This window comes from Streptomyces sp. NPDC048275, from assembly GCF_040652275.1.
Classification (GTDB): domain Bacteria; phylum Actinomycetota; class Actinomycetes; order Streptomycetales; family Streptomycetaceae; genus Streptomyces.
In genome coordinates, this window is record NZ_JBEZLR010000119.1 from 1 (window position 1) to 21,883 (window position 21,883).

The 21,883-nt window shown below is 69.9% G+C and carries 16 protein-coding genes and 5 pseudogenes; 9 read left to right on the forward strand and 12 right to left on the reverse strand.

The annotated features are described in order from the left end of the window. Window positions 1-91: 91 nt before the first annotated feature. The 5 genes and pseudogenes from AB0D57_RS41160 to AB0D57_RS41180 form a co-directional block, all read right to left on the reverse strand. Window positions 92-542, reverse strand: a pseudogene (locus tag AB0D57_RS41160) (alkene reductase); the annotation flags it as partial. A gap of 74 nt (window positions 543-616) precedes the next feature. Then, window positions 617-994 (reverse strand): annotated as a pseudogene (locus tag AB0D57_RS41165) (acetyl-coenzyme A synthetase N-terminal domain-containing protein); the annotation flags it as partial. Between the two features lie 40 nt (window positions 995-1,034). Continuing rightward, a pseudogene (locus AB0D57_RS41170) lies at window positions 1,035-1,217 on the reverse strand (MFS transporter); the annotation flags it as partial. A gap of 124 nt (window positions 1,218-1,341) precedes the next feature. Next, window positions 1,342-2,040, reverse strand: coding sequence for an SDR family oxidoreductase (locus AB0D57_RS41175; protein WP_362086098.1), 699 nt, complete (start codon window positions 2,038-2,040; stop codon window positions 1,342-1,344). A 333-nt stretch (window positions 2,041-2,373) separates the two neighbouring features. Beyond that, on the reverse strand, window positions 2,374-2,538 hold the full coding sequence (locus AB0D57_RS41180) for a hypothetical protein (protein WP_362086054.1): 165 nt from the start codon (window positions 2,536-2,538) through the stop codon (window positions 2,374-2,376). Window positions 2,539-2,917: 379 nt separating this feature from the next. Between AB0D57_RS41180 and lpdA the strand changes: the two genes are divergently transcribed. Further along, window positions 2,918-4,330, forward strand: coding sequence for a dihydrolipoyl dehydrogenase (lpdA, locus tag AB0D57_RS41185; RefSeq protein ID WP_362086057.1), 1,413 nt, complete (start codon window positions 2,918-2,920; stop codon window positions 4,328-4,330). A 203-nt stretch (window positions 4,331-4,533) separates the two neighbouring features. Here lpdA and AB0D57_RS41190 read toward each other — a convergent pair whose 3' ends face one another. The 4 genes from AB0D57_RS41190 to AB0D57_RS41205 form a co-directional block, all read right to left on the reverse strand. Then, window positions 4,534-5,127: an aldo/keto reductase gene (locus tag AB0D57_RS41190; protein ID WP_362086101.1), complete on the reverse strand. Its 594-nt coding sequence runs from the start codon at window positions 5,125-5,127 to the stop codon at window positions 4,534-4,536. Between the two features lie 9 nt (window positions 5,128-5,136). Then, window positions 5,137-5,580 carry a hypothetical protein gene (locus tag AB0D57_RS41195; protein WP_362086060.1) on the reverse strand — a complete coding sequence of 148 codons (444 nt, stop codon included), beginning with the start codon at window positions 5,578-5,580 and terminating at the stop codon, window positions 5,137-5,139. Between the two features lie 92 nt (window positions 5,581-5,672). After that, complete coding sequence (locus AB0D57_RS41200; protein WP_362086104.1) at window positions 5,673-6,356, reverse strand: response regulator transcription factor; 684 nt, start codon at window positions 6,354-6,356, stop codon at window positions 5,673-5,675. 5 nt (window positions 6,357-6,361) lie between these two features. Next, window positions 6,362-7,564, reverse strand: a complete 1,203-nt coding sequence (locus AB0D57_RS41205; RefSeq protein ID WP_362086063.1) for a histidine kinase — start codon at window positions 7,562-7,564, stop codon at window positions 6,362-6,364. A 142-nt stretch (window positions 7,565-7,706) separates the two neighbouring features. On the opposite strand from AB0D57_RS41205, the gene AB0D57_RS41210 reads away from it, so the two are divergent. Both AB0D57_RS41210 and AB0D57_RS41215 read left to right on the forward strand, forming a co-directional pair. Then, on the forward strand, window positions 7,707-8,843 hold the full coding sequence (locus AB0D57_RS41210) for a glycosyltransferase 87 family protein (RefSeq protein ID WP_362086066.1): 1,137 nt from the start codon (window positions 7,707-7,709) through the stop codon (window positions 8,841-8,843). Next, a pseudogene (locus AB0D57_RS41215) lies at window positions 8,840-9,318 on the forward strand (glycosyltransferase); the annotation flags it as partial. The gene AB0D57_RS41210 and the pseudogene AB0D57_RS41215, both read left to right, overlap by 4 nt. Before the next feature lie 132 nt (window positions 9,319-9,450). Here AB0D57_RS41215 and AB0D57_RS41220 read toward each other — a convergent pair. After that, window positions 9,451-11,388: an AfsR/SARP family transcriptional regulator gene (locus AB0D57_RS41220; RefSeq protein WP_362086069.1), complete on the reverse strand. Its 1,938-nt coding sequence runs from the start codon at window positions 11,386-11,388 to the stop codon at window positions 9,451-9,453. A 112-nt stretch (window positions 11,389-11,500) separates the two neighbouring features. Here AB0D57_RS41220 and AB0D57_RS41225 point away from each other — a divergent pair, with 112 nt between their 5' ends. Continuing rightward, window positions 11,501-12,379 (forward strand): alpha/beta hydrolase, encoded by an 879-nt coding sequence (locus AB0D57_RS41225; protein ID WP_362086072.1) that lies wholly within the window; start codon window positions 11,501-11,503, stop codon window positions 12,377-12,379. Between the two features lie 230 nt (window positions 12,380-12,609). On the opposite strand, the pseudogene AB0D57_RS41230 reads toward AB0D57_RS41225, so the two are convergent. Together AB0D57_RS41230 and AB0D57_RS41235 are read right to left on the reverse strand one after the other, a co-directional pair. Then, window positions 12,610-13,190: pseudogene (locus AB0D57_RS41230) on the reverse strand (MFS transporter); the annotation flags it as partial. Continuing rightward, window positions 13,177-13,623 (reverse strand): hypothetical protein, encoded by a 447-nt coding sequence (locus AB0D57_RS41235; protein ID WP_362086075.1) that lies wholly within the window; start codon window positions 13,621-13,623, stop codon window positions 13,177-13,179. The gene AB0D57_RS41235 and the pseudogene AB0D57_RS41230, both read right to left, overlap by 14 nt. 575 nt (window positions 13,624-14,198) lie before the next feature. Between AB0D57_RS41235 and AB0D57_RS41240 the strand changes: the two genes are divergently transcribed. The 5 genes from AB0D57_RS41240 to AB0D57_RS41260 all read left to right on the forward strand — a co-directional run bounded on the left by AB0D57_RS41240 (window position 14,199) and on the right by AB0D57_RS41260 (window position 21,838). Next, complete coding sequence (locus AB0D57_RS41240; RefSeq protein WP_362086078.1) at window positions 14,199-15,731, forward strand: MFS transporter; 1,533 nt, start codon at window positions 14,199-14,201, stop codon at window positions 15,729-15,731. 154 nt (window positions 15,732-15,885) lie between these two features. After that, entirely contained in the window at window positions 15,886-16,287 is a 402-nt protein-coding gene (locus tag AB0D57_RS41245) for a helix-turn-helix domain-containing protein (RefSeq protein ID WP_362086081.1), read from the forward strand. Window positions 16,288-16,373: 86 nt separating this feature from the next. Next, window positions 16,374-16,577, forward strand: coding sequence for a cold-shock protein (locus AB0D57_RS41250; protein ID WP_062705208.1), 204 nt, complete (start codon window positions 16,374-16,376; stop codon window positions 16,575-16,577). Between the two features lie 235 nt (window positions 16,578-16,812). After that, the gene (locus tag AB0D57_RS41255) at window positions 16,813-18,291 is read left to right on the forward strand and encodes a DEAD/DEAH box helicase (RefSeq protein ID WP_362086086.1); all 1,479 of its coding nucleotides are present in this window, start codon (window positions 16,813-16,815) and stop codon (window positions 18,289-18,291) included. Window positions 18,292-18,463: 172 nt separating this feature from the next. Then, window positions 18,464-21,838 (forward strand): pyruvate carboxylase, encoded by a 3,375-nt coding sequence (locus AB0D57_RS41260; RefSeq protein ID WP_362086089.1) that lies wholly within the window; start codon window positions 18,464-18,466, stop codon window positions 21,836-21,838. Window positions 21,839-21,883: the final 45 nt, after the last annotated feature.

Below are 21,883 nucleotides of genomic sequence, written 5' to 3' on the forward strand. Positions count from 1 at the left end.
CCTCCGCCTTGCAGCTACACGCACCACACCCCGCTCACCGGCACTTCGCAGACACCGCCGCTCTCCTGCGACTTGATCGGCCGGACAGGTCCTAGGTGGGGTAGTCGGTGTAGCCGGCCGCGCCGCCGCCGTAGAAGGTGTTGGGGTCAGGAGTGTTGAGGGGCGCGCCGGAGCGTACGCGCTCGACGAGGTCGGGGTTGGCGAGGGCCATGCTGCCGACGGTGATGACGTCGGCCAGGCCGTCTTCGACGTCCTTGGCCCGGGTGGCGATGTCGGCACCCGCCCGGTTGAGGAGCAGGGCGGTCGGCCACAACTTGCGGAGGGTGAAGAGGAGTTCCTCGTCGCCTCCGTGCCCGATGTGCAGGTAGGCGAGGTTGAGGGGCGCGAGGGCGCGGAGAAGGTGGGTAGAGCTCGTGGGGGTCGCTCTCCGCGAGGTCGTTGATCTGGAAGGGGTTGCCGGGAGAGATCCGGATGCCGGTGCGGCCGGCGCCGATCTCGTCGGCCACGGCCGTGGCGACCTCCACCGCGAAGCGGATGCGGTTGTGATCCTGCAACGTCCGCAGGAGCAGGCCGAGTTGGGTATCGCAAGACGATGCGCGGCATCGCCGACGGCCGCCGCCACCTCGTCCCTCAGCTGCGCGTAGGTGTAGGTGCGCCGGGTGCCGGTCACGGGTGAGTCATAGGCGAACCCATCCCCTCGACGGTGGACGACCCCAGCGTCATCGAGGTCCTGCGCCCTGTTCTCCCCGATGGGCGCGGCCTGTTCGCCGCGGCCGGCTTCGACGTGCCGGTCGACCGCGTTGAAACAGACGTTGAGCCGCCCGTCGGGAAACCAGCGGTAGGGTGCGCCCGAGGCGTCCAGGGCGCGATGCGGGGTGGCATCCCGGTCGATGCCCTCCGCGGCCTTCAACCAGAAGCTCTCGGGGTCTTCGGTACTTGCGTGCCCTGCATTTCGTCTGAGGCCTGCCGAGTGTGCTGAACGCGGTTGCGCCAGGAGTTCGTGGTGGGCTCGGTCTGCCGGGGTGTGCTCACTCCGTCTGGGCGCTGACCGTCCATTCGAGGTCTTCGAGGCCGCCGCCGAGGTCCTCGCGGATGGAGGGGAGGGCGGTGGTGACGATCAGGTTGTCGAGCGGGGTGATGAACCCGGCCACGCTGGTGATGATCACGGCTCGGACCGCGCTGCCGCCCCGAGCCGGTTGCCTGCGGTGCTGTTTCATGACGTTCCGGGCAGACGTACTTGGTGATGGACCAATGGATGTGGATGTCGGCGCGCGACGGCGCGGGGTGCGATACCGAGCACCGGCATCCACCGGCTCGGGGCGGATCCTGGGCGGCCGATCCTCAGGGGAGCTGCGGGTAGAGCACGGAGACGCCTCCGGCCAGCGCGGTCTGCGCCTGGCGGGCGGCGTTGTCCGCGAGGATCTCGTAGGCGCCGGCGGCGATGCCGTCGACGGCGATCCGGGCGATGTCGGCCGGGTGCGACTTGGCCGCGTCGACATCCCGGACCATGTCGGTGTCCATGTAGCCGACGTGCAGTCCCGCCACGCGGATGCCCTGGTCGGCGAGCTGCACGCGCAGAGCGTTGGTGAGCGACCACTCCGCGGACTTGGCGGCGCAGTAGGCGCCGATCTCCGGGAAGCTGACCCAGGACAACGCGGACAGGACGTTCAGGATGGCCCCGCCACCATTGGCCGCGATCTGGGGCGCGAAGCTCCGGACCACCGAGAGGGTGCCGAAATAGTGGGTGTCCATCTCCAGCCGGATGTCGTCCAGGTCGGCTGAGAGCAGGTCGGCGCCGGTGGCGGACCCCGCGTTGTTGATGAGGACGGTCACATCGCCGGTGGCTTCGGCGGCGGCCGCGATCGAGGCGGGGTCGGTGATGTCGAGCGCGATCGGCTTGGCGCCGGGCAGGTCGACCTGGTCGGGATTGCGGGCGCCGGCGTAGACGGTGGCGCCGCGGCCGAGCAGTTCGGCGGCGAGGGCCCGGCCGAAGCCCCGGTTGGCTCCGCTGACAAGGGCGGTGCTGGTGGAGAGGTCCATGGGGAGTTCCTGGTGCAGTGGGGAGGACGTGATCAGGGCGCTGGTGGCGCGGCCTGAACGAGGACTCATGGTCATTGAATTATGATCGTAATACTAAATGGGGTGAGTCGGTGAGCGCAAACGCTCCACGCTGAGAGGGGTGCTGCACCTGCCCGACTCCTGGAGTCTGGCGAACAGCGGTCGGCGGAGGTGCGGAGAACTCCGCCTCCGCGGTGCAGTCGGGGCCGAGCCCCGCGCGACGCCCTGGCGCTCCGAGCTCGCGCCGCGACCGACGCGCGAGTGGGCCCGCCGCGCGCACGGCAGGCCCCTCGATGCAGTCCGCTGGAGGCGGACTCAGGGCTTGACGATCATCTTTCCGACGTTCTCGCCCCGCACCATCGAGAGGAAGGCGTCCAGGGGGTTGTCGAGGCTGTCCCTCACGGGTTCGCGGTAGTGGAGCTTGCCCTCGGCGAGCCGGCCGCCGACCTCCCGTACGAAGTCCGGCTGGAGGTCCGCCATGACCGTCCCGGGCCCGGAGCATCTCGGACTGCCGCAGGTCTTCCCCCGGTTGGAGAGCGTCGAGGTGGGTCTGGGCTGGCTCGGGCGCCGTCCACGCGGCGGCGCCGGATGCCGTCCTCAAACCCCGCGTGCACGGCCCGGTCGCGGCCCTGGGGCTCGACACCCTCCAGGCTCGGAGCCGCCGAGGCCGGAGTACACGAAGTCGACGAGGCGTCGGCCCGCCGTGGATGATTGCTGAGCGGGTTCAGATCATGACATCGGGGCGCTGAAACGGTCGTCCGGGTGAGCCACCGCTGTTGAGTTGATGAACACATTGTTCGATCGGGAGCGAGTCGGCCCCTCGCGTGGAGCCGGCCGCCCCAGTGGAAAGGAACCGTCCATGGACGAGCAGGGTGAGCGCTTCGACGTCGTCGTACTCGGCGCGGGCCCCGGCGGATACGTTGCCGCCATCCGGGCCGCCCAACTGGGCAAGCGCGTAGCGGTCGTCGAGGAGAAGTACTGGGGCGGCGTCTGCCTGAACGTGGGCTGCATCCCCACCAAGGCCCTGCTGCGGAACGCCGAACTCGCGCACATCTTCACGCGGGAGGCGAAGACCTTCGGCATCAAGGTCGACGGGCAGATCTCCTTCGACTACGGGGAGGCCTTCCGCCGCAGTCGGAGGGTCGCGGACGGCCGGGTCAAAGGCGTCCACTACCTGATGAAGAAGAACAAGATCACGGAAATCAGCGGTCGCGGCACGTTCCTCGACCCACACACGCTCCAGGTGGCCGACTACGACGGCAACACCCGCACCATCGGCTTCGACCACTGCATCATCGCCACCGGCGCCACCCCGAAGTTGCTGCCGGGCACCCGCCGTACCTCTCGGGTGGTGACGTTCGAGGAGCAGATCCTCGCCGAAGACCTGCCGCAGTCCATCGTGATCGCGGGCGCCGGCGCGATCGGCGTCGAGTTCGCCTACGTCCTGCACAACTACGGCGTGAAGGTCACCGTCGTCGAGTTCCTGGACCGCGTGGCCCCGCTGGAGGATGCCGAGGTCTCCGCCGAACTGGCCAAGCAGTACAGGAAGCTGGGCATCGACGTCCTCACGTCGACCCGCGTCGAGTCGATCGACGAGTCGGGGCCGCAGGTCCGCGTCACCGTCACCGGCAAGGACGGCGCGCAGCAGGTTCTGGAGGCCGACAAGGTCCTTCAGGCCATCGGCTTCGCCCCGAACGTCACCGGCTACGGCCTGGAGAACACCGGCGTGCCCGTCAGCGAGCGCGGCGCCATCGACGTCGACGGCCGCTGCCGCACCTCCGTCCCGCACATCTACGCCATCGGCGACGTCACCGCGAAACTGATGCTTGCGCACGCCGCCGAGGCGATGGGCGTGGTCGCTGCCGAGACGCTCGCGGACGCCGAGACCATGGAACTGGACTATGCGATGATCCCGCGCGCCACGTTCTGCCGGCCGCAGATCGCCAGCTTCGGCTACACCGAGGAGCAGGCGAGGGAGAAGGGATTCGACGTCCAGGTCGCCAAGTTCCCGTTCACCGCGAATGCCAAGGCCCACGGCCTGGGCGATGCGACCGGCTTCGTGAAGCTGATCAGCGACGCCCAGTACGGCGAGCTCGTCGGAGCCCATCTCATCGGCCCGGACGTCACCGAACTGCTCCCCGAGCTGACCCTGGCCCAGCAGTGGGACCTCACGGTCCACGAGGTCGCCCGCAACGTCCACGCTCACCCGACCCTGGGAGAGGCGGTCAAGGAAGCCGTCCACGGCCTCGCCGGCCACATGATCAACATGTAGTGGGGAGAAGCCGGAGACTGGCCCTGCCTGCACACGCTGGGCCGAGCGCGATCAACCGATCAGGAACCCGGTGATGGGGTCGCGACGACCGGGGCGGGACGCGCTCCGGGCAGGCAGACGGCGAACCGTCCCGCATCGTGCGCACGATGCGGGACGGCAAGCGGCGTAGACGGCATGGGGGCGCCCGCGGCAGGATCCGCGGTTCAGGCCGCGGGTACGGCGGGCTGGATCACGAGGGAGGCGTCGCCGCCCTGGACGGCGTCTCGGACTCCGGCGGTCGCCTCATGGGGCACTCCGAGGGGGATTGCGCTGACGTCGGACAGGCGCGCGAACTGCTTCGGGGTGAGTTGGACGTCCAGGGCGCCCAGGTAGTCGTCGAGCTGGATGAGGTTGCGCGGGCCGATGATCGGGACGAACGAGGTGGACGCCTGGGCGGCACGCTCACGGAGCCAGGCCACCGTCACCTGGGCGGGCGTCGCGCCGGTCTCCTCGGCGATGGCCAGGACGGTGTCGACGACGGCGGTCTTCTGTTCGGTGCTCTCGGTGTGGATGACCGCTTGGAGATCGGTCAGTCGTCCCTCGGCGCTGCGGCGGTACTTGCCGGTGAGCAGTCCGCCGCCGAGCGGGGACCACAGGGCGGCACCGAGTCCCAGTCTCTCGGCCATCGGCCGCAGCTCGCGGTCGGCGGTCCTCTCGACGAGACTGTACTCGACTTGGATGCCCGTCACCGGCGCCCAGTTCTTCAGGTCCGCGAGGGTGGCGGCGCGGGAGACCCGCCATGCGGGGAAGTTTCGGATCGTTACCGCTCATCTGCGCGGCGTGTGGGGGCTTGGTGGCCTGCGCGGTAAAGGTCGGTGGCGAGAGCGACGGCGGCGTGGGTGGCGGGGAGGGGGTCCTGGCGGCGCCAGATGAGGTCCGAGGCGGCTACGCGTGACGTTCAGGGCCGGGTCGTCGGTGGGCATGCCGAGGAGTTCGTGTAGTTCGCGGACTCGGAATGCCTGGTCGGGGTGCTGGTTAAAGGCGTTCAGGATGGTCTGGTAGGCGGTGGTCGTCTCGGGTGGAGCCGGTGCGTTCCCCGGCGGTGCGAGTTCGGCGATGACCTTCCGGGTGGTGTTGAGGTCCGCGAGGCGCGCTTCGATCTCGGTGAGGGTGGCGGTGAGGCGCTCGATCCGGTCTCGTAGTTCGCTGGCCCGGGTGGTGGCCGCGTCATGGCGGGCCTGGAGGTCGGTGAGGAGTTCGGTGATGTTCACGCGGCCGCCTGGAGGGTGTCGCGCCAGGACGGAGTGGGCGTGGTGAGGCGGCGGGTCATGTTCACTGCCCAGTAGACCGGGAAAAAGATCCCTCAGCCGACCCCGCCTCCCACCCGCACCAGCCCTAACTCATAAGCCACAATCACGGCCTGCGCCCGATCCCGCAGCTCCAGCTTCGCGAACAGCCGGTTGATATGGGTCTTCACGGTGTGATCCGTGATCGTGAGCCGGCTCGCGATCTCCGTATTGGACAGCCCCCGAGCGATCAAGGTAAGCACCTCCGCCTCACGCGCCGTGAGCTCCCCCACGGAGTGAACCGGCAGCCGCGAGGTCCGCGCATGCACGAACTCGCCGATCACCCGCTTGGTTATCTCGGGCGAGAGCAGCGCGTTCCCGGCCGCCACCACTCGCACCGCGTGCAGCAGTTCGGGAAAGGTGGCGTCCTTGAGCAGAAAGCCGCCCGCGCCGGCCGCGAGCGCGTCGTACACGTACTCGTCGAGGCCGAAGGTCGTCAGCATCAGGACCTTCGTCGTGCCCCCGGACTCGGCCAGAATCTCGCGGGCCGCCTCGATGCCGTTCTTGTGCGGCATCCGGATGTCGAGGAGCGCGAGATCGGGCCGGGTCTCGGCGGCGATGCGTACCGCCTGCACACCGTCCTCGGCCTCGCCCACGACCTCGATGTCCTCCTGAGTGTTGAGGAGGTTCACAAAGCCGGTGCGGACGACCGCCTGATCGTCAGCGACCAGTGCCCTGATCACACCCAACTCCTTCTCCATGCCGATCACCCGGTCCCCCAGGGAAGCTCCGCCTCCACCAGGAAACCTCCGTCCGGGCCCGCGCCCGCGCTGAGCCGACCGCCGACCAGGGCCGCCCGCTCCCGCATCCCGGTCAGGCCGTGGCCCGCGCCGGAGCCTGGACCGGAAGCCGGGCCCGGGCCGTCGTCGTGGATGCGCAGCGTGAGCAGCCGGTCGGCGCCGTAGTCGATCTCCACAACGGTACGGGCGTCGGGCGCGTGCTTGCGCGCATTGGTCAGCGCCTCCTGGGTGATCCGGTAGGCGGACAGCTCCCACGCGGCGGGCAGCGACACCTGCTCCCCGGTGACCCTCAGTTCGGCCTCGCCGCCCACCGCCCGGTGCTGCTCGACGAGTTCGGCGAGATGGTCGAGGGTCGGCTGCGGGGTGGTGAGGGCCGTGCCCCCCCGGCCCTGGGGGGCGCGCAGGACACCGAGGAGGCGGCGCAGTTCGGCCATCGAGGAGCGGGCGGTGCCGGCGATCTGCTGGAAGCCGTCGCGGGCTTCGGGGGTGAGTCCGGGGGTGGTGTACGTGGCGCTCTCGGCCTGCACGGCGATCATCGACACCGAGTGCGAGACGATGTCGTGCAGCTCACGGGCGATGGCGGCCCGCTCGGCCTCGGCGGCCTGCTGCCGCTCCATAGCGATCAACTGGGCCTGGGCCAGGTTCCGTTCCTTGCGGGTCTCCTCCCGGGAACGTACCGCGTCACCCATCATCACGGCCCCGAAGATGACCACGGTCAGCAGGAACGACTCGGCGAACAGACTGAGCGAGCCCTTCTCCCAGAGCGCGGGCACCGGCAGGTCCATCCGCGACCAGGTGTTGATGTGCACCAGGTTCACGCACAGGGCCCCGAGCGCGGCGCCCGCGACGGTTACCGCGGGGTGCAGTACCCGGTTACGGCCCAGGGTGTAGCAGCCGATCAGCCCGCTCGCCGTGATCGAGAGGTACAGGTTGACGTCTCCGGCGAACCCGAGCAGCCCCGCGGCGACCGTGAGTACCGCGACGGGCGGGAACGACCGCCGCCACATCAGCGAGGCAGAGGAGACGACGACCCCGATCGTGGTGGTCACGGATCCGGGAAAGACGATCAGCTCCGCCACGGCACCGACCGTCAGGGCACTGCCGGTGACCCAGGGGTAGGCGGGCGCGGCGATCCAGGCGCGGAACCGCTGCTGAAGGGACGTACTCATACATCCATGATCCGTGCCAGCGCGGGTGCGCGCGTCGCCGCACGGGTTGAGCCTGCGGCCGGATGTCATGCCACGGGTTGAGTCCCAGGTCCGGAGTCTCGGTTGACGCCCTCCGACCTGCGGATTCCTACCGTCGATGGACATGACGAAGAGTCTTGAACGGTACGTGCGACACATCCAGTACGTACGTCACGAGCGGTACGCGTGGGCCGGCTGCGCGGTCGTCGCGCTGGGGCTCGCCCTGGCCTCGGATTTGGGGCCGCACCGGGTATGGGGGGTGGTGGCGGGGGCGGGCTACGCGGTCGCGGCGGTCCTGGCGTGCGGTGCGCGCTCCCGCCCCGCCACCCGAGTGGTCGCGGTGGCGGGGGCCGTCGTGGTGCCACTCGTCTTGCTGGTGACGGCCGGGCTCGGGCAGCTGGAGGTCACGGTCGTCGAGCGGTCGGGGCAGCTGCTACTCACGACCGGCAGCCCGTACGTCGCCGACCCTACGGCCGTCGCCGACTTCAACCCCTACCTGCCCGGGATGGCGCTCTTCGGTGTGCTGCCCGGGGATGCGCGCTGGTGGCTGGGCAGCGCATTCGTGGCGGCCCTCGCTGCAGCCGGCCTGCACCGATCCTGGCTGCTCGCCTGCCCTCTGGTCGCGCTGCCCCTCACGGTGGGCGGGATCGACCTTCCGGTCGTCGGCCTGATGTGCCTCGGCGTCGTACTCGCCGGGCAGGGGCGGCCGGGCCGCGCGGGGCTGGTGCTCGGCGCCGCCGCCGCGCTCAAGTGGACGGCGTGGCCCGCGCTGCCCGTGGCACTGGCGCTGATCGCGGTACGCCGGGGCGGCCGACCCGCGCTGCGGTACGCGGCCGTGGCCCTGTCCACCGCGACGGCGGCGGTGCTGCCCTTCGCCCTCGCTAACCCCGCCGGCTTCTACCGGAGCGTCATCGCCTTCCCGCTGGGCCTCACCGACACCACCTCGCCGGCCGCGAGCCCGCTGCCCGGGCATCTGCTCGCGACGTACGTCCCCGGCGGCAGGGTGATCGCGCTCGCGCTCCTCGCGGTGAGCGCGCTGCTGATCGCGGTGTCGCTGGTGGTGCGGCCGCCGGGGACGGCACGGGCGGCGGCCGCCCGGCTCGCGCTCGGTCTGGGCCTGGCGATGGCCCTGATGCCCGCGACCCGTTTCGGCTATCTGGTCTATCCGCTGGTGCTCGGGGCGCTGGCGTACCGGATGTCGCAGCGCGGCAGCACCACTGTCACCCCTGTCGCCCCTTCCAGGGAGAACGCCCTCGTATGACGAACAACTCCCGCCCTCGCACGCTGATCGTCACCAATGACTTCCCGCCCAGGCAGGGCGGCATCGAGACGTTCGTCCGTGAACTGGCCGACCGTTTCCCACCCGACGAGAGGTGGTCGTCTTCACCTCGGCGCCGAGCCCGGCCACGGCGGAGTCGGCACCCGACGAGTCCTTTCCGTACCCGGTGATCCGCCACCGGGTACGCACCCTCCTGCCCACCCCCCTGGCCACCGCGCACGCCGCATCCGTGGCCCGCCGGTACGGCTGCGATCGGGCGTGGTTCGGAGCGGCGGCGCCGCTCGGCCTGATGACGGCGCGGCTGAGGCGGACGACGGACATCCGTACCGCCGTCGCCACCACGCACGGCCACGAGGTGTGGTGGGCCCGCACCCCCGGGGCCAGGGCCCTGCTGCGCCGCATCGGCACGGAGGTCGACGCCCTTACCTGGCTGGGCGCGAGCACCCGCCGGCCGATCGAGGCGTGGCATCAAGACCGTCGCCGACCGCCTGGCGTCGGCGACGGATGCCCCTGAACGTCATGCCGACCTGATTCCGCCGGGGCGGTGGGGTGAGCGCGGACGGGCTCGGGGTTTGCGGATCGCGGTCGCTTACCCCGCTCCGGCGCATGCCTCCGCGTCTGCCAGGTACCGCGCCACCGGGCCCAGGGTCAGCATTCCGCTAGCGGCGCCGGCGTGTTCTGCACAGGCATCACGCAGGGCAGCCGCAGAGTGTGCGGCGATTCCGCGCTCGCCGAGGCGTACGGCGGCGCGGGCGGTCAGGCACCACATGGCCTCCTGCATGTGGTCACGCGGTGGTTCGGGTACCGCAGCGAGGGCGGTACGGGCCTCCTCGCCCCGGTCCTGGGCGAGCAGCACGAGGGGTCGCGTCCAGGGCCTGTACGGGCCCCAGTCGAGGTGCGGGTCGGTGGGCGCCGGCCGGTCGTGCAGCAGGCGCAGTCCCAGTAGGGCGAGCGGGAACAGGCCGCGGTGCAGTCCCGGCATTCCGGCCGTCCGGAGGGCGTCCTCGGCATAGCGGTAGTGCGCTGCTGCCGTGGCGGCGGTCGGTCCGCCAGGTTCGGCGCTGCGGGCGGCTGTGGCCCGGGCCCTGAACCACCCGGTGAGGACGGGGACGAGGGGCGCCTCGGTGGTGGCGGCCAGCTGGTCGGCTGCATTGGCGTGTGAGGTCGCGGCGTCTAGGTCGCCGAGGGCCGAGGCGGATTGCAGGCGGACGAGTCGGCCGAGTAGGGCGAAGTTCGGCAGCTCGTGCCGGGTGGCCAGGTCGAGCATCTCGGCGCCGGTCCTGTCCCGTGCCGCCGCGAGCCCGGGGCGGGTGAAGGACTGCAGGAACACCCCGTTGAGGGCGAAGGCCAGTAGGGCGGGATCGGCCAGGTGCCGTGCCAATTCCTCTGCCTGTCGCGCCGCCTGCTGCGCGTGCTTCAGCTCGGTCCCGGACAGATCAGCGCTGCGGCTCTCGACGGCGACCGTGGCCAGGAGGCGGGCGCGCAGGTCGGCGGGGCCGTCTGGGCCAAGCCCGGTGAGCGTGCGCTCGGCAGCCGCGACGACGGCGCGGGACTGCTCGGGGTCGTCGGCACGGCTCCAGAGGGCGGGCACGTCGTAGGCGCCGATGATCCGGGCCGTCAGAGAGAGGTCTCCCGTGCGTTCCGCCGCATGGACGGCGGCGAGGCGGTCGCGCCGAGAGTGGACGAGGGCGTCGCCACCCGCCAGCGCGAGGGTGCGGGCCAGATCCACGGTGGTGCGCGGGCCGAGCCGGACACCATGGCCGGTCCACCCGGTACGTGCTCCTTCTGGGGGCACGGACCCGTTGAGGATGTCCGTCTCCAGGCGCTGAAGGTCGGTGCCGGGGTCGAGTCCGAGTTGGTCGACGAGCATCGCGCGGGCGCGGCGGAGGACGGCCAGTGCGTCGGCCTGGCGGCCCGCGCGGTACAGCGCGCGGGCAAGCAGCTCCCAGGCCGGCTCGCGCCACGGGTGTTCGGCGACATGGGCACCCAGTTCGGCGACGAGGTCGGCCCCTTCCCCGGAATCGAGGAGGATGCGGGCGCGTAGTTCCACCCCCTCCAACCTCAATTCCTCCAGTCGGGTCCGCTCGCGCTGCGCCCATGCGGAGCCGGTCACATCGGCGTAGGCGGGTCCGCGCCAGGTCGCGAGTGCCGCGCTGAGGCCGGTCACCGCGTCGGGGTTGCGGCGGGCTCGGGCCAGGGTGTCCTGGAACCGATGGACGTCCACGTCATCGCGCGGCAGGCGCAGCGCGTAGCCGGGACCTTCGGTGACGATTACGCGCGGCGGATTGCGGGGCGGCCGGTCGGGTTCGAGGGCGCGGCGCAGCGCGGCGACGAACGTACGCAAAGCACCCACGGCGCGGGCTGGCGGATCGGTCCACAGGTCATCGACAAGGGTGTCGGTGGTGACCATCCGTGCCTCGGCGGCGACGAGCCGGGCGAGTACCTCACGATGGCGGGGTCCGCCCAGGTCAACCGGGCTGCCGTCGTCGCGGAGGGCCCGCACCACACCGAGCACGTCGATTCGCATGCCCCCATCCTCCGTGCCAGGGGCCGGCTGCGCCCAACCGTACTGATCGGCTGCTGATCGCCGTCGCCCAAGCTGATCCGGTCAAGTCCCCGACCCGAAAGGGTGGTCCCTCATGACGCTCACCATTCCCGGCTTCGATCACGTCCGCCTGCCCGGTGCGGACGGTGTGGAGCTGGCTGCAGCTGTCGGCGGCAGTGGCAGCCCGGTCGTGCTGTTGCACGGTTTTCCCCAGACCCACCTGATGTGGCGACACGTCGCCGAGCGGCTCGGCGACGAGCACACGGTGATCTGTCCTGACCTGCGGGGTTACGGCGCCAGCGACAAGCCGGCGGCCACCGAGCCCGATGTGTATGCCAAGCGCACCATGGCCGCCGATGTCGTGACCCTGGCGGCGGCGCTCGGCCACGAGCGCTTTGCCCTCGTCGGCCACGACCGAGGCGCCCTGGTCGCCTTCCGGGCGGGGTTGGACCACCCTGAGACCATCACGCACCTGGGCATCCTCGACATCGTGCCGACGCTCGACATGTGGAACGTCCTGCATGGCGCCTCGGCGGCGGTCGGCTACCACCTCTTCCTGATGGCGCAGCCGCCCGGCCTGCCGGAGGCGATGATCGCAGGCAGTGCGGACGCGTTCTTCGGCTCGTTCCTCGACGCCTGGGCCAACGACCCGACCGCCATGCCCGAGGATGTGCGTGCCGAATACCTGCGCGCGAGCGCCGCGGCGGTGACGTCGATCGTCGCGGACTACCGGGCCTCGGCGGACATCGACGTCATGCACGACCAGGCGGACCTGGACGCCGGGTCGCAACTGGCCATGCCCGTGACGGTCGTCCAGCAGGACTGGGGCGCGCAGCTGGGCTACGACGCTGCCGGGGTGTGGAAGGCGTGGGCGCCGGACCTGGACCACCGGCTGACCCGCGCCGGGCACTTCATGGCCGAAGAGTCACCCGACGAGATCGCGGCGGCGATCCAGGGCCTGCTGGCCCGCTGAGCCTCCTGCTCTCGACTCGTCGGCTGGGCCACGTCGGTCGGCGAGCGCTAGGTTTTCAGGGATCAGCATTCTTTTCTTGCGCTGGGTACCCAGGCGGTGCCGCCCGGCCTGCACGGGGTACAACGAACGGCCTAACGTCTCGGGTGCGCTGGCGGTCAGTCCTCTTCCTCTTCGTCCTCGGCCGTGGGGTCGCGGAAGGGGCGCAAGCCCTGGCCGGGGCCGCTGGCGGTGGTGGCCAGCAGAACCATGGACGCGATAGTGATCGACATGGTCAGGATTCCGGCGTAGTCGATCCGGGCCTTCTGACGCGTGGTCGCAGGCAGGACGAGCGCCCACCAGCACCACATCAGGGACAGCAGCCCGAGGGGGATGTTGATGGAGAAGGCCCATCGCCAGCTCAGGTGATCGGCGATGACGCCTCCGAGGAGAGGGCCGCCGATCGTGCCGACGGCCATCGTCATGGCGATCATGCCCTGGTAACGGCCCCGCTCGCGCGGCGGCAGCATGGCGCCGATGAGTGCGAAGGCCCCCACGGTGATCCCGCCCGCGCCGAGTCCCTGCAGGGCCCGGAAGCCGATGAGTGTCAGCAAAGCTTGCCCCACACCGGCGTCGAGATCGCCGACGTCAGGGTGTAGGCCGTCACCACCCAGGAGATCTGGCCCAGGCCCCCGAGGTCGCGGACGATGGTAGGCATCGCCGTGCCGACGATCGCGTTGTCGAGCATTGCCAGCAGCATGGCGAGCAGGACGCCTGCGAGGACGAGGCGTATGGAGCGCTGCTGTTTGCTGCCGGGCATCTCAACCGTGGTCATGACTGTCACCTCCGGGTGCGTGAAGAGCACCCACGACCGGCTCCTCGGCGTCGGCGACCGGGCGATCTATGGGCGGAGCCGCCAACACCTCGTCGATACAGGCCGGTTGCCCGGTACGACCAGCAGCGACCTGTCCGAGCCGACTGTGCGGCCCGCAAGCACATCGCCGAGTCGTCCAAGTGATGGCCCAATGTGGGCGTTGCCGAATGGGCGCGGTTTCGAACGCCGTGGCGGCGACGGCCGGGATATTTCTCTGCCCGAGAAAGGGACCCGGCTCGGTCCCGACCTCGAAATCGGCCAGGTATTCCCTCCGGTGCCGGGCGTGGGCCCTGACGTGGTCCTGCGCGGTCCTGATAGCGGCAAGCGCCTGCTCGGAGACGGTTGCGACAATCTTCTCCATCTGTTCCTCGTCCAGCCTGGAATGTGGCGGCAACCATTTATCGAACTTCTCGGCGTCCTCGCGGACCGCGGCGTTATCACGCTCCCGGACAAGGAAGGCCGCTGTCCCCGTCGAGCGCCCGGTGCGTCGCGGTGGTGTCCGGCGAGCTCACCCCGCACCACCCTCGAACTCCGTGAGCCTCCTGGCCCATCGTCGATCCGACCGCCGTACGCCGGCGGCAGCGAAGCGCTCGCGCCGCTGATCGTATACGGAAAGCCGGAATGGGATTCTGCATTTGACAACTCTGCCAGGTTTATGTTCCTCGGGAATTTCCTCGCCTCGCTGCTCGATCACAAATCGGCCGGCTCCGTCAAGCGCGAAAACAATCACACGGGGGAGGGCGCGCAAGCAGTGGTGGCCGGGTGTTAGGGTCCATTTCTGTCCCGAGGCGGGGCTGCGCACCGCAACCCGCTCGGATTGTTCGACGGGTACGGCGCTTGACAATGTGCCCATCGTTCTCTCTCATCCCCATCCGGATGATCCCGGAAATCGATTTGACATTCCAGGTTCCTTTCTCGTCCGGATGAAGTTCTTTTACGCGCTGCATCGCCATCCTTAGGAGTTCTCCCTTGTCTGCCGACATCACGATCACCACCCCCGCGCAGCTGGGTACCGATGCGCCCGGGGCTCCCCCGGGCGGCCGGCACCTCGGCATCGCGCTCTTCGTGATCGCCGCGGCCCAGCTGATGGTGGTCCTCGACAACACCATCACCAACATCGCCCTGCCCGCCATCCAGACCGATCTCGGCATGTCCGACGCGAACCTGGCGTGGATCGTCAACTCCTACGCGCTGGCCTTCGGCGGGCTGATGCTGCTCGGCGGCAAGGCCGGGGACCTCTTCGGCCGTCGGCGCCTGTTCCAGGTCGGCATCCTCGTCTTCACCCTGGCCTCCCTCCTGGGCGGACTCGCCCCGAACGAAGGGCTGTTGATCGGCGCACGCATTCTGCAGGGCGTCGGCGCGGCACTCGCCGCGCCCAGTGCGCTGGCCCTCATCACCACCACCTTCCCGGTGGGCAAGTCCCGCAATACGGCCATGGGCGTGTACGCGGGCATGGCCGGCATCGGTGCCACGGCCGGCCTCCTGCTCGGGGGCGTCCTCACCGACGTCCTGAACTGGCGCTGGGTGTTCTTCGTCAACATCCCCATCGGCCTGGCCGTCCTCGCCGGCACGAAGACTCTCGTCGAGGCCGAACGCCACCCCGGCCGCCTGGACGTCCCGGGCGCGATCACTGGCACCGGCGGTCTGATAGCCCTGGTCTACGGCATCACGCGCGGCGGCGAGCACGGCTGGACGAACGGCCTGTCCCTGGCCTCCTTCGCGACGGCGGGCGTACTGCTGGCGGTGTTCCTGGTCATCCAGTCGCGTGCCGCGGAGCCGATGATGCCCTTGCGTCTGCTCAAGGACCGCAACCGCTCCGGCAGTTACGCCTCGATGCTGCTCCTCGGTGCGGGCATGTTCGCCACGTTCTACTTCCTGACGCTGTACATGCAGCTGATCCTCGGCTACAGCGCGGTCACGACCGGCTTCGCCTATCTGCCCTTCAGCATCGGCATGGCGACCGCCGCGGGCGTCAGCTCCAAGCTGGTCAGCCACATGGCACCCCGGCTGATCGCCGGGCCGGGCCTGCTGGTCGCCGCGGCGGGCATGTTCTGGTTCGCCACCCTGAAGGCCGACTCCTCGTACGCCGGGCACCTGTTGCCGGCGATGCTCGTCACCGGCATCGGGCTGGGCATGAGCTTCGTCCCGTTGACGCTCGGTGCGGTCAGCGGCGTCGACCACCAGGACACGGGCATGGCCTCGGCGTTGCTGAACACCGCCCAGCAGATCGGCGGCGCGCTCGGTCTCGCCGTTCTGTCGACGATCTCCACGTCCGCGGCCGACGACAAGCTGCCCCAGGCGGCCTCCGCTCTCTACCGGGGCCTGGCCGTCAAGGACTTCCCTCTGGTGGCAAGGGCGGGCGAGGCCCTCACGCACGGCTACACGATGGCTTTCGTCGCAGCGGGCGTCGTGTTCTTGGCCGGAGTGGCAGTCATGTTCGCGGCCGTCAACGCCGGTAAGCAGCACCACGCCGAGGGTGCGGCCCCCCTCCACATGGGCTGACCTCACGGAGGGAGAGCCCTCTCCACATGGAGCCGCCCACCCTTCGGGTGTGCGGTCCGGGAGGTCGAGCCGACTCCCGACACGGTCACGACGACGTACGGCGCCAGGTGTCGCACCGCGATGCCCGGCGCCGTACCGAGAAGGGACAGACACCATGACCACCCCGCGGCGCGCCCAGCCGGCGCACCGGTCCGAACCCCTACGACTGCCCGAGCCCCTTCCGACCCTCACTCGGGCCTTCGCCCTGCTGGGCAAACGCTGGAACGGCCTGATCATCGCGGCCCTGGCCAAAGGCCCGGCCGACTTCGCCCAGATTCGCGAGCGCGTCCCCGGCATCAGTGACCGCATGCTCGCCCAGCGCCTCCAGGAACTGACCACGGTGGACCTCGTCGCCCGAACCGTCCAGCCGGGCCCGTCGCCGCGCACCCACTACACCCTCTCCGCCCACGGCAACGCCTTCCTCATCCCCCTGGCCGCCCTGGCGGTGTGGGCGGAGGACCACCTTCCTGCGAGCGGCTCACCGGCATCGCTCCGACCGCCCACGCCAGACCGTTGACCCCACTTTTCTGAAAACTGGTGCTGCCGGGCCTGGATATGCTCGCCGTGCTAAGATTGATCTTTAGGTACCGAAGGAGATTTGGCATGGCTACTGGCACCGTTAAGTGGTTCAACGCGGAAAAAGGCTTCGGCTTCATTGAGCAGGATGGTGGCGGCCCGGACGTCTTCGCCCACTATTCGAACATCGCCGCCCAGGGCTTCCGTGAGCTCCAGGAAGGCCAGAAGGTGAACTTTGACGTCACGCAGGGCCAGAAGGGCCCGCAGGCGGAGAACATCACTCCCGCCTGACGCTGAAGCGTATGAGGCAGCTGGGACCCACACCTCGCGGTGGGGTCCCAGCTTGCTGCGTTTTGCGGGGTGCGCCCGACGTCGGGTGAACCTGGAACTCAGTGTCGAGCGTCGTCACTCACCGTGCCGGATCGACCAGATTTGTTTAATCTTACATTTTGGCTCGATCTTGCAATTCATTCGGTTCATGCCTGCCGAGAATTCCTCGATGCGTGCCATATCGAGGAAGGTTCTCATGAACCGTTCAGCACGTACGAACGATCGCTTCTCCAACGCCCGCAAGAATGGCTTCGCCGGTTCCGATCGGGGTGCCCGCTCCCGGCCGCAGGGGGAGTTCGCGCTGCCGGTCGCCCTGACCCCGGCCCTCCCCGCAGTCGCGACCTTCGGGGAACTGGACATCCCCGCCGAGTTGCTGAAGCTGCTCACCAGCCTCGGCATGAACGAGCCGTTCCCGATCCAGGCCGCCACGTTGCCCAACTCCCTCGCGGGCCGCGACGTCCTGGGCCGCGGGCGCACCGGGTCGGGCAAGACGCTCGCGTTCGGCCTGGCGCTTCTCGTGCGCACGGCCGGGCAGCGTGCCGAGGCGCGGAAGCCCCTGGGCCTGATTCTCGTCCCCACCCGCGAGCTGGCCCAGCAGGTCACCGATGCGCTCACCCCGTACGCCCAATTGCTGAAGCTGAGGCTGGCGACCGTGGTCGGCGGCATGTCGATCGGCCGGCAGGCGGGCGCACTGCGCGCCGGGGCCGAGGTCGTCGTCGCGACTCCGGGCCGCCTCATGGATCTCGTCGAGCGCAAGGACTGCCGGCTGGACCGGGTGAAGATCACTGTCCTGGACGAGGCCGACCAGATGGCCGACATGGGCTTCATGCCCCAGGTCACCGAACTGCTCGACCAGGTACGTCCCGACGGCCAGCGCATGCTGTTCTCGGCCACGCTGGATCGCAACATCGACCTCCTGGTGCGTCGCTATCTCCATGACCCGGTGGTGCACTCCGTCGACCCGTCCGCGGGCGCGGTCACCACGATGGAGCATCACGTGCTGCAGGTGCACGGCGCCGACAAGTACGCCGCGGCCACCGAGATCGCCGCCCGCGACGGGCGGGTCATCATGTTCCTGGACACCAAACACGGCGTTGACCAGTTCACCAAGCACCTGCTGAGCAGCGGTGTGAAGGCTGCGGCACTGCACAGCGGTAAGTCGCAGCCCCAGCGCACTCGCACCCTGGCACAGTTCAAGACCGGCCACCTCACGGTGCTGGTGGCAACCAATGTCGCGGCCCGTGGCATCCATGTCGACGACCTCGACCTTGTCGTCAATGTCGACCCGCCCAACGACCACAAGGACTACCTGCATCGTGGCGGCCGTACCGCCCGCGCCGGCGAGTCCGGCAGTGTCGTCACGCTGGTCCTGCCCAACCAGCGCCGGGACATGGCCCGTCTGATGTCCGACGCGGGTATCAGGCCCCAGATCACTCAGGTCCGCTCCGGCGAGGCCGAGCTGAGCCGCATCACCGGCGCCCAGGCCCCCTCCGGTGTGCCCGTCGGCGGCAGCGGGCCGGTCACGGAGCGCCCGAAGCGTGGCGGTGCCCCCTTCCGGGGTCTGGGCACACGCCCGGGTCGGTCCGGTCGCGCCGGCGGCGAGTCCCGGCGGTCTGCGGAGGCCCGCCAGACGGCCGAGGCCCGCAAGGCCGCCCGGGTCCGTCGTGGTGCATAGGCCGAACGCGGGCTGCTCGTAGGTCCGTGCTCCGGCCGGGGCACGCTACCCGCTCCGGCCGGGCACATGGCCTCAATTGGAGGCATCCGAGTGAGTGACCTGGCTCTCATGGCACGGCGGGGGTATTGCCGGGACCATGGGGTTCCTCATCGGCAGGCCGAAAGGACCGGGGATGCTCCGCAAGGTACTGGTCGCCAACCGTGGCGAGATCGCGATTCGCGCCTTCCGCGCCGGTTATGAACTGGGCGCGAGAACCGTCGCCGTCTTCCCGCACGAGGACCGTAACTCGCTGCACCGGCTGAAGGCCGACGAGGCCTATGAGATCGGTGAGCCGGGGCACCCGGTGCGGGCCTACCTCTCCGTCGAGGAGATCATCCGTGCGGCCCAACTGGCCGGCGCCGACGCCGTCTACCCGGGCTACGGCTTCCTGTCCGAGAACCCCGAGCTGGCACAGGCGTGCGAGGAGGCGGGCATCACGTTCGTCGGGCCGAGCGCGCAGATCCTCGAGCTGACGGGGAACAAGGCGCGCGCGGTGGCCGCCGCCCGCGCGGCCGGCGTACCGGTGCTGGGCTCCTCCGCGCCCTCCGCCGACGTGGACGAACTGGTGCGAGCCGCTGAAGCCGTCGGCTTTCCCCTGTTCGTCAAGGCGGTCGCCGGCGGCGGAGGACGCGGTATGCGCCGCGTCGAGGACCCCGCGCTGCTGCGCGAGTCCATCGAGGCGGCGGCTCGCGAGGCGGCATCCGCCTTCGGCGACCCCACGGTCTTCCTGGAGAAGGCCGTCGTCGATCCCCGCCACATCGAGGTGCAGATCCTCGCCGACGGGCACGGCAATGTCATTCACCTGTTCGAGCGGGACTGTTCGGTGCAGCGCCGCCACCAGAAGGTGATCGAGCTGGCGCCGGCACCGAACCTCGACCCGGCGCTGCGTGAGCGGATCTGCGCCGACGCGGTGAGGTTCGCCCGGGAGATCGGCTACCGCAACGCGGGCACCGTCGAGTTCCTGCTCGACCGCGACGGGAACCACGTCTTCATCGAGATGAACCCACGCATCCAGGTCGAGCACACGGTGACCGAGGAGGTCACCGATGTCGACCTCGTACAGGCGCAGCTGCGCATCGCCGCCGGCGAGACACTGCTTGACCTCGGCCTCGCGCAGGAGACCGTCACCCTGCGCGGCGCCGCACTGCAGTGCCGGATCACCACCGAGGACCCGGCCAACGGTTTCCGCCCGGACACCGGCAGGATCAGCGCGTACCGCTCGCCCGGCGGCTCGGGCATCCGCCTCGACGGCGGCACCACCCACGCGGGTACGGAGATCAGCGCGCACTTCGACTCGATGCTGGTCAAACTCACCTGCCGGGGCCGGGACTTCACGACGGCGGTCAACCGCGCCCGGCGTGCCGTGGCCGAGTTCCGCATCCGCGGCGTGGCCACGAACATCCCGTTCCTGCAAGCCGTTCTCGACGACCCGGACTTCCAGGCGGGCCAGGTCACGACGTCGTTCATCGAACAGCGCCCGCACCTGCTCACCTCGCGTCACTCCGCCGACCGCGGCACGAAGCTGCTCACCCATCTCGCCGACGTGACCGTGAACAAGCCGCACGGCGAGCGGCCCGAGCTGATCGACCCGAGCACCAAACTGCCGCCGCTGCCCGTCGGCGAACCGCCGGCCGGCTCGAAGCAGCAGCTCACCGAACTCGGCCCGGAGGGCTTCGCCCGATGGCTGCGCGAGTCACCGACCATCGGCGTCACCGACACCACGTTCCGCGACGCACACCAGTCACTGCTCGCCACCCGGGTCCGTACCAAGGACATGCTCGCGGTCGCCCCGGTGGTGGCGCGGACCCTGCCACAGCTGCTGTCACTGGAGTGCTGGGGCGGTGCCACCTACGACGTCGCGCTGCGTTTCCTCGCCGAGGACCCCTGGGAGCGTCTGGCCGCGCTGCGCGAAGCCGTACCGAACATCTGTCTGCAGATGCTGCTGCGCGGCCGCAACACCGTGGGGTACACGCCGTACCCGACCGAGGTGACCGACGCCTTCGTGCAGGAGGCCGCGGACACCGGAATCGACATCTTCCGGATCTTCGACGCGCTCAACGACGTCGGGCAGATGCGGCCCGCCATCGACGCGGTGCGGGAGACCGGAACGGCCGTCGCCGAGGTCGCCCTGTGCTACACCTCCGACCTGTCCGACCCGTCCGAGCGGCTGTACACCCTGGACTACTATCTGCGGCTGGCCGAGCAGATCGTGGCCGCCGGGGCCCATGTCCTGGCCGTCAAGGACATGGCGGGGCTGCTGAGGGCCCCGGCCGCGGCGACGCTCGTATCAGCCCTGCGGCGCGAGTTCGACCTGCCGGTGCACATCCACACCCACGATACGGCGGGCGGCCAGCTCGCCACCTATCTGGCCGCGATCCACGCCGGCGCCGATGCCGTGGACGGTGCGGTGGCGTCCATGGCGGGCACCACCTCGCAGCCGTCCCTGTCGGCGATCGTCGCCGCCACCGACCACTCGGAGCGGCCCACCGGGCTGGGCCTGCGGGCCGTCGGTGAGCTGGAGCCGTACTGGGAGAGCGTCCGTAAGATCTACGCACCGTTCGAGGCAGGCCTGGCCTCGCCGACCGGACGCGTGTACGACCACGAAATCCCCGGTGGTCAGCTCTCCAACCTGCGCACCCAGGCGGTGGCGCTGGGCCTCGGCGACCGGTTCGAGGAGATCGAGGCGATGTACGCCGCCGCCGACAGGATGCTCGGGCGGCTGGTGAAGGTCACCCCGTCCTCCAAGGTGGTCGGCGATCTCGCCCTGCATCTGGTCGGTGCCGGGGTGACGCCCGAGGAGTTCGAGGTGACGCCGAACAAGTTCGACATCCCCGACTCCGTCATCGGCTTCCTGCGCGGTGAGCTGGGGACGCCGCCCGGTGGATGGCCGGAGCCGTTCCGCAGCAAGGCCCTGGAGGGGCGCGCCGAGGCCAAGCCCGTGCAGGAGCTGACCGCTCAGGACCGTGCGGGACTGGAGAAGGACCGGCGCGCGACGCTCAACCGGCTGCTGTTCCCCGGCCCGACGCGCGACTTCGAGGCACACCGTCAGACCTACGGCGACACCAGCGTGCTGGACAGCAAGGACTTCTTCTACGGTCTGCGGCCCGGCAAGGAGTACGCCGTCGACCTCGAGCCGGGCGTTCGGCTCCTCATCGAGCTGGAAGCCGTCGGTGAGGCCGACGAACGTGGCATGCGCACCGTGATGTCCACCCTGAACGGCCAGTTGCGGCCGATCCAGGTACGCGATGAGTCGGCGGCCTCCGCCGTCCCGGCGACGGAGAAGGCCGACCGGACCAACCCCGGCCACGTCGCCGCGCCGTTCGCCGGAGTGGTGACGCTCGCGGTCGCCGAGGACGACGAGGTGGCGGCCGGTGCCACGGTGGCCACCATCGAGGCGATGAAGATGGAGGCCGCGATCACCACCCCGAAGGCCGGGAGGGTGTCCAGGCTCGCCATCAACAAGATCCAGCAGGTGGAGGGCGGCGACCTTCTCTTCGAAATCGAGTGAGGCACCTCCAAGGCACCTACAAGGCACGTTGAAGGCGCCTTGAAG

Excerpts from the sequence above, each read along its gene's own strand:
- AB0D57_RS41180 (WP_362086054.1), bottom strand. The coding sequence starts at position 2,538 with ATGGCGGACCTCCAGCCGGACTTCGTACGGGAGGTCGGCGGCCGGCTC.
- AB0D57_RS41260 (WP_362086089.1), top strand. The coding sequence starts at position 18,464 with ATGCTCCGCAAGGTACTGGTCGCCAACCGTGGCGAGATCGCGATTCGC.
- lpdA (WP_362086057.1), top strand. The coding sequence starts at position 2,918 with ATGGACGAGCAGGGTGAGCGCTTCGACGTCGTCGTACTCGGCGCGGGC.
- AB0D57_RS41255 (WP_362086086.1), top strand. The coding sequence starts at position 16,813 with ATGAACCGTTCAGCACGTACGAACGATCGCTTCTCCAACGCCCGCAAG.
- AB0D57_RS41225 (WP_362086072.1), top strand. The coding sequence starts at position 11,501 with ATGACGCTCACCATTCCCGGCTTCGATCACGTCCGCCTGCCCGGTGCG.
- AB0D57_RS41210 (WP_362086066.1), top strand. The coding sequence starts at position 7,707 with ATGACGAAGAGTCTTGAACGGTACGTGCGACACATCCAGTACGTACGT.
- AB0D57_RS41205 (WP_362086063.1), bottom strand. The coding sequence starts at position 7,564 with ATGAGTACGTCCCTTCAGCAGCGGTTCCGCGCCTGGATCGCCGCGCCC.
- AB0D57_RS41175 (WP_362086098.1), bottom strand. The coding sequence starts at position 2,040 with ATGGACCTCTCCACCAGCACCGCCCTTGTCAGCGGAGCCAACCGGGGC.
- AB0D57_RS41245 (WP_362086081.1), top strand. The coding sequence starts at position 15,886 with ATGACCACCCCGCGGCGCGCCCAGCCGGCGCACCGGTCCGAACCCCTA.
- AB0D57_RS41220 (WP_362086069.1), bottom strand. The coding sequence starts at position 11,388 with ATGCGAATCGACGTGCTCGGTGTGGTGCGGGCCCTCCGCGACGACGGC.
- AB0D57_RS41250 (WP_062705208.1), top strand. The coding sequence starts at position 16,374 with ATGGCTACTGGCACCGTTAAGTGGTTCAACGCGGAAAAAGGCTTCGGC.
- AB0D57_RS41200 (WP_362086104.1), bottom strand. The coding sequence starts at position 6,356 with ATGGAGAAGGAGTTGGGTGTGATCAGGGCACTGGTCGCTGACGATCAG.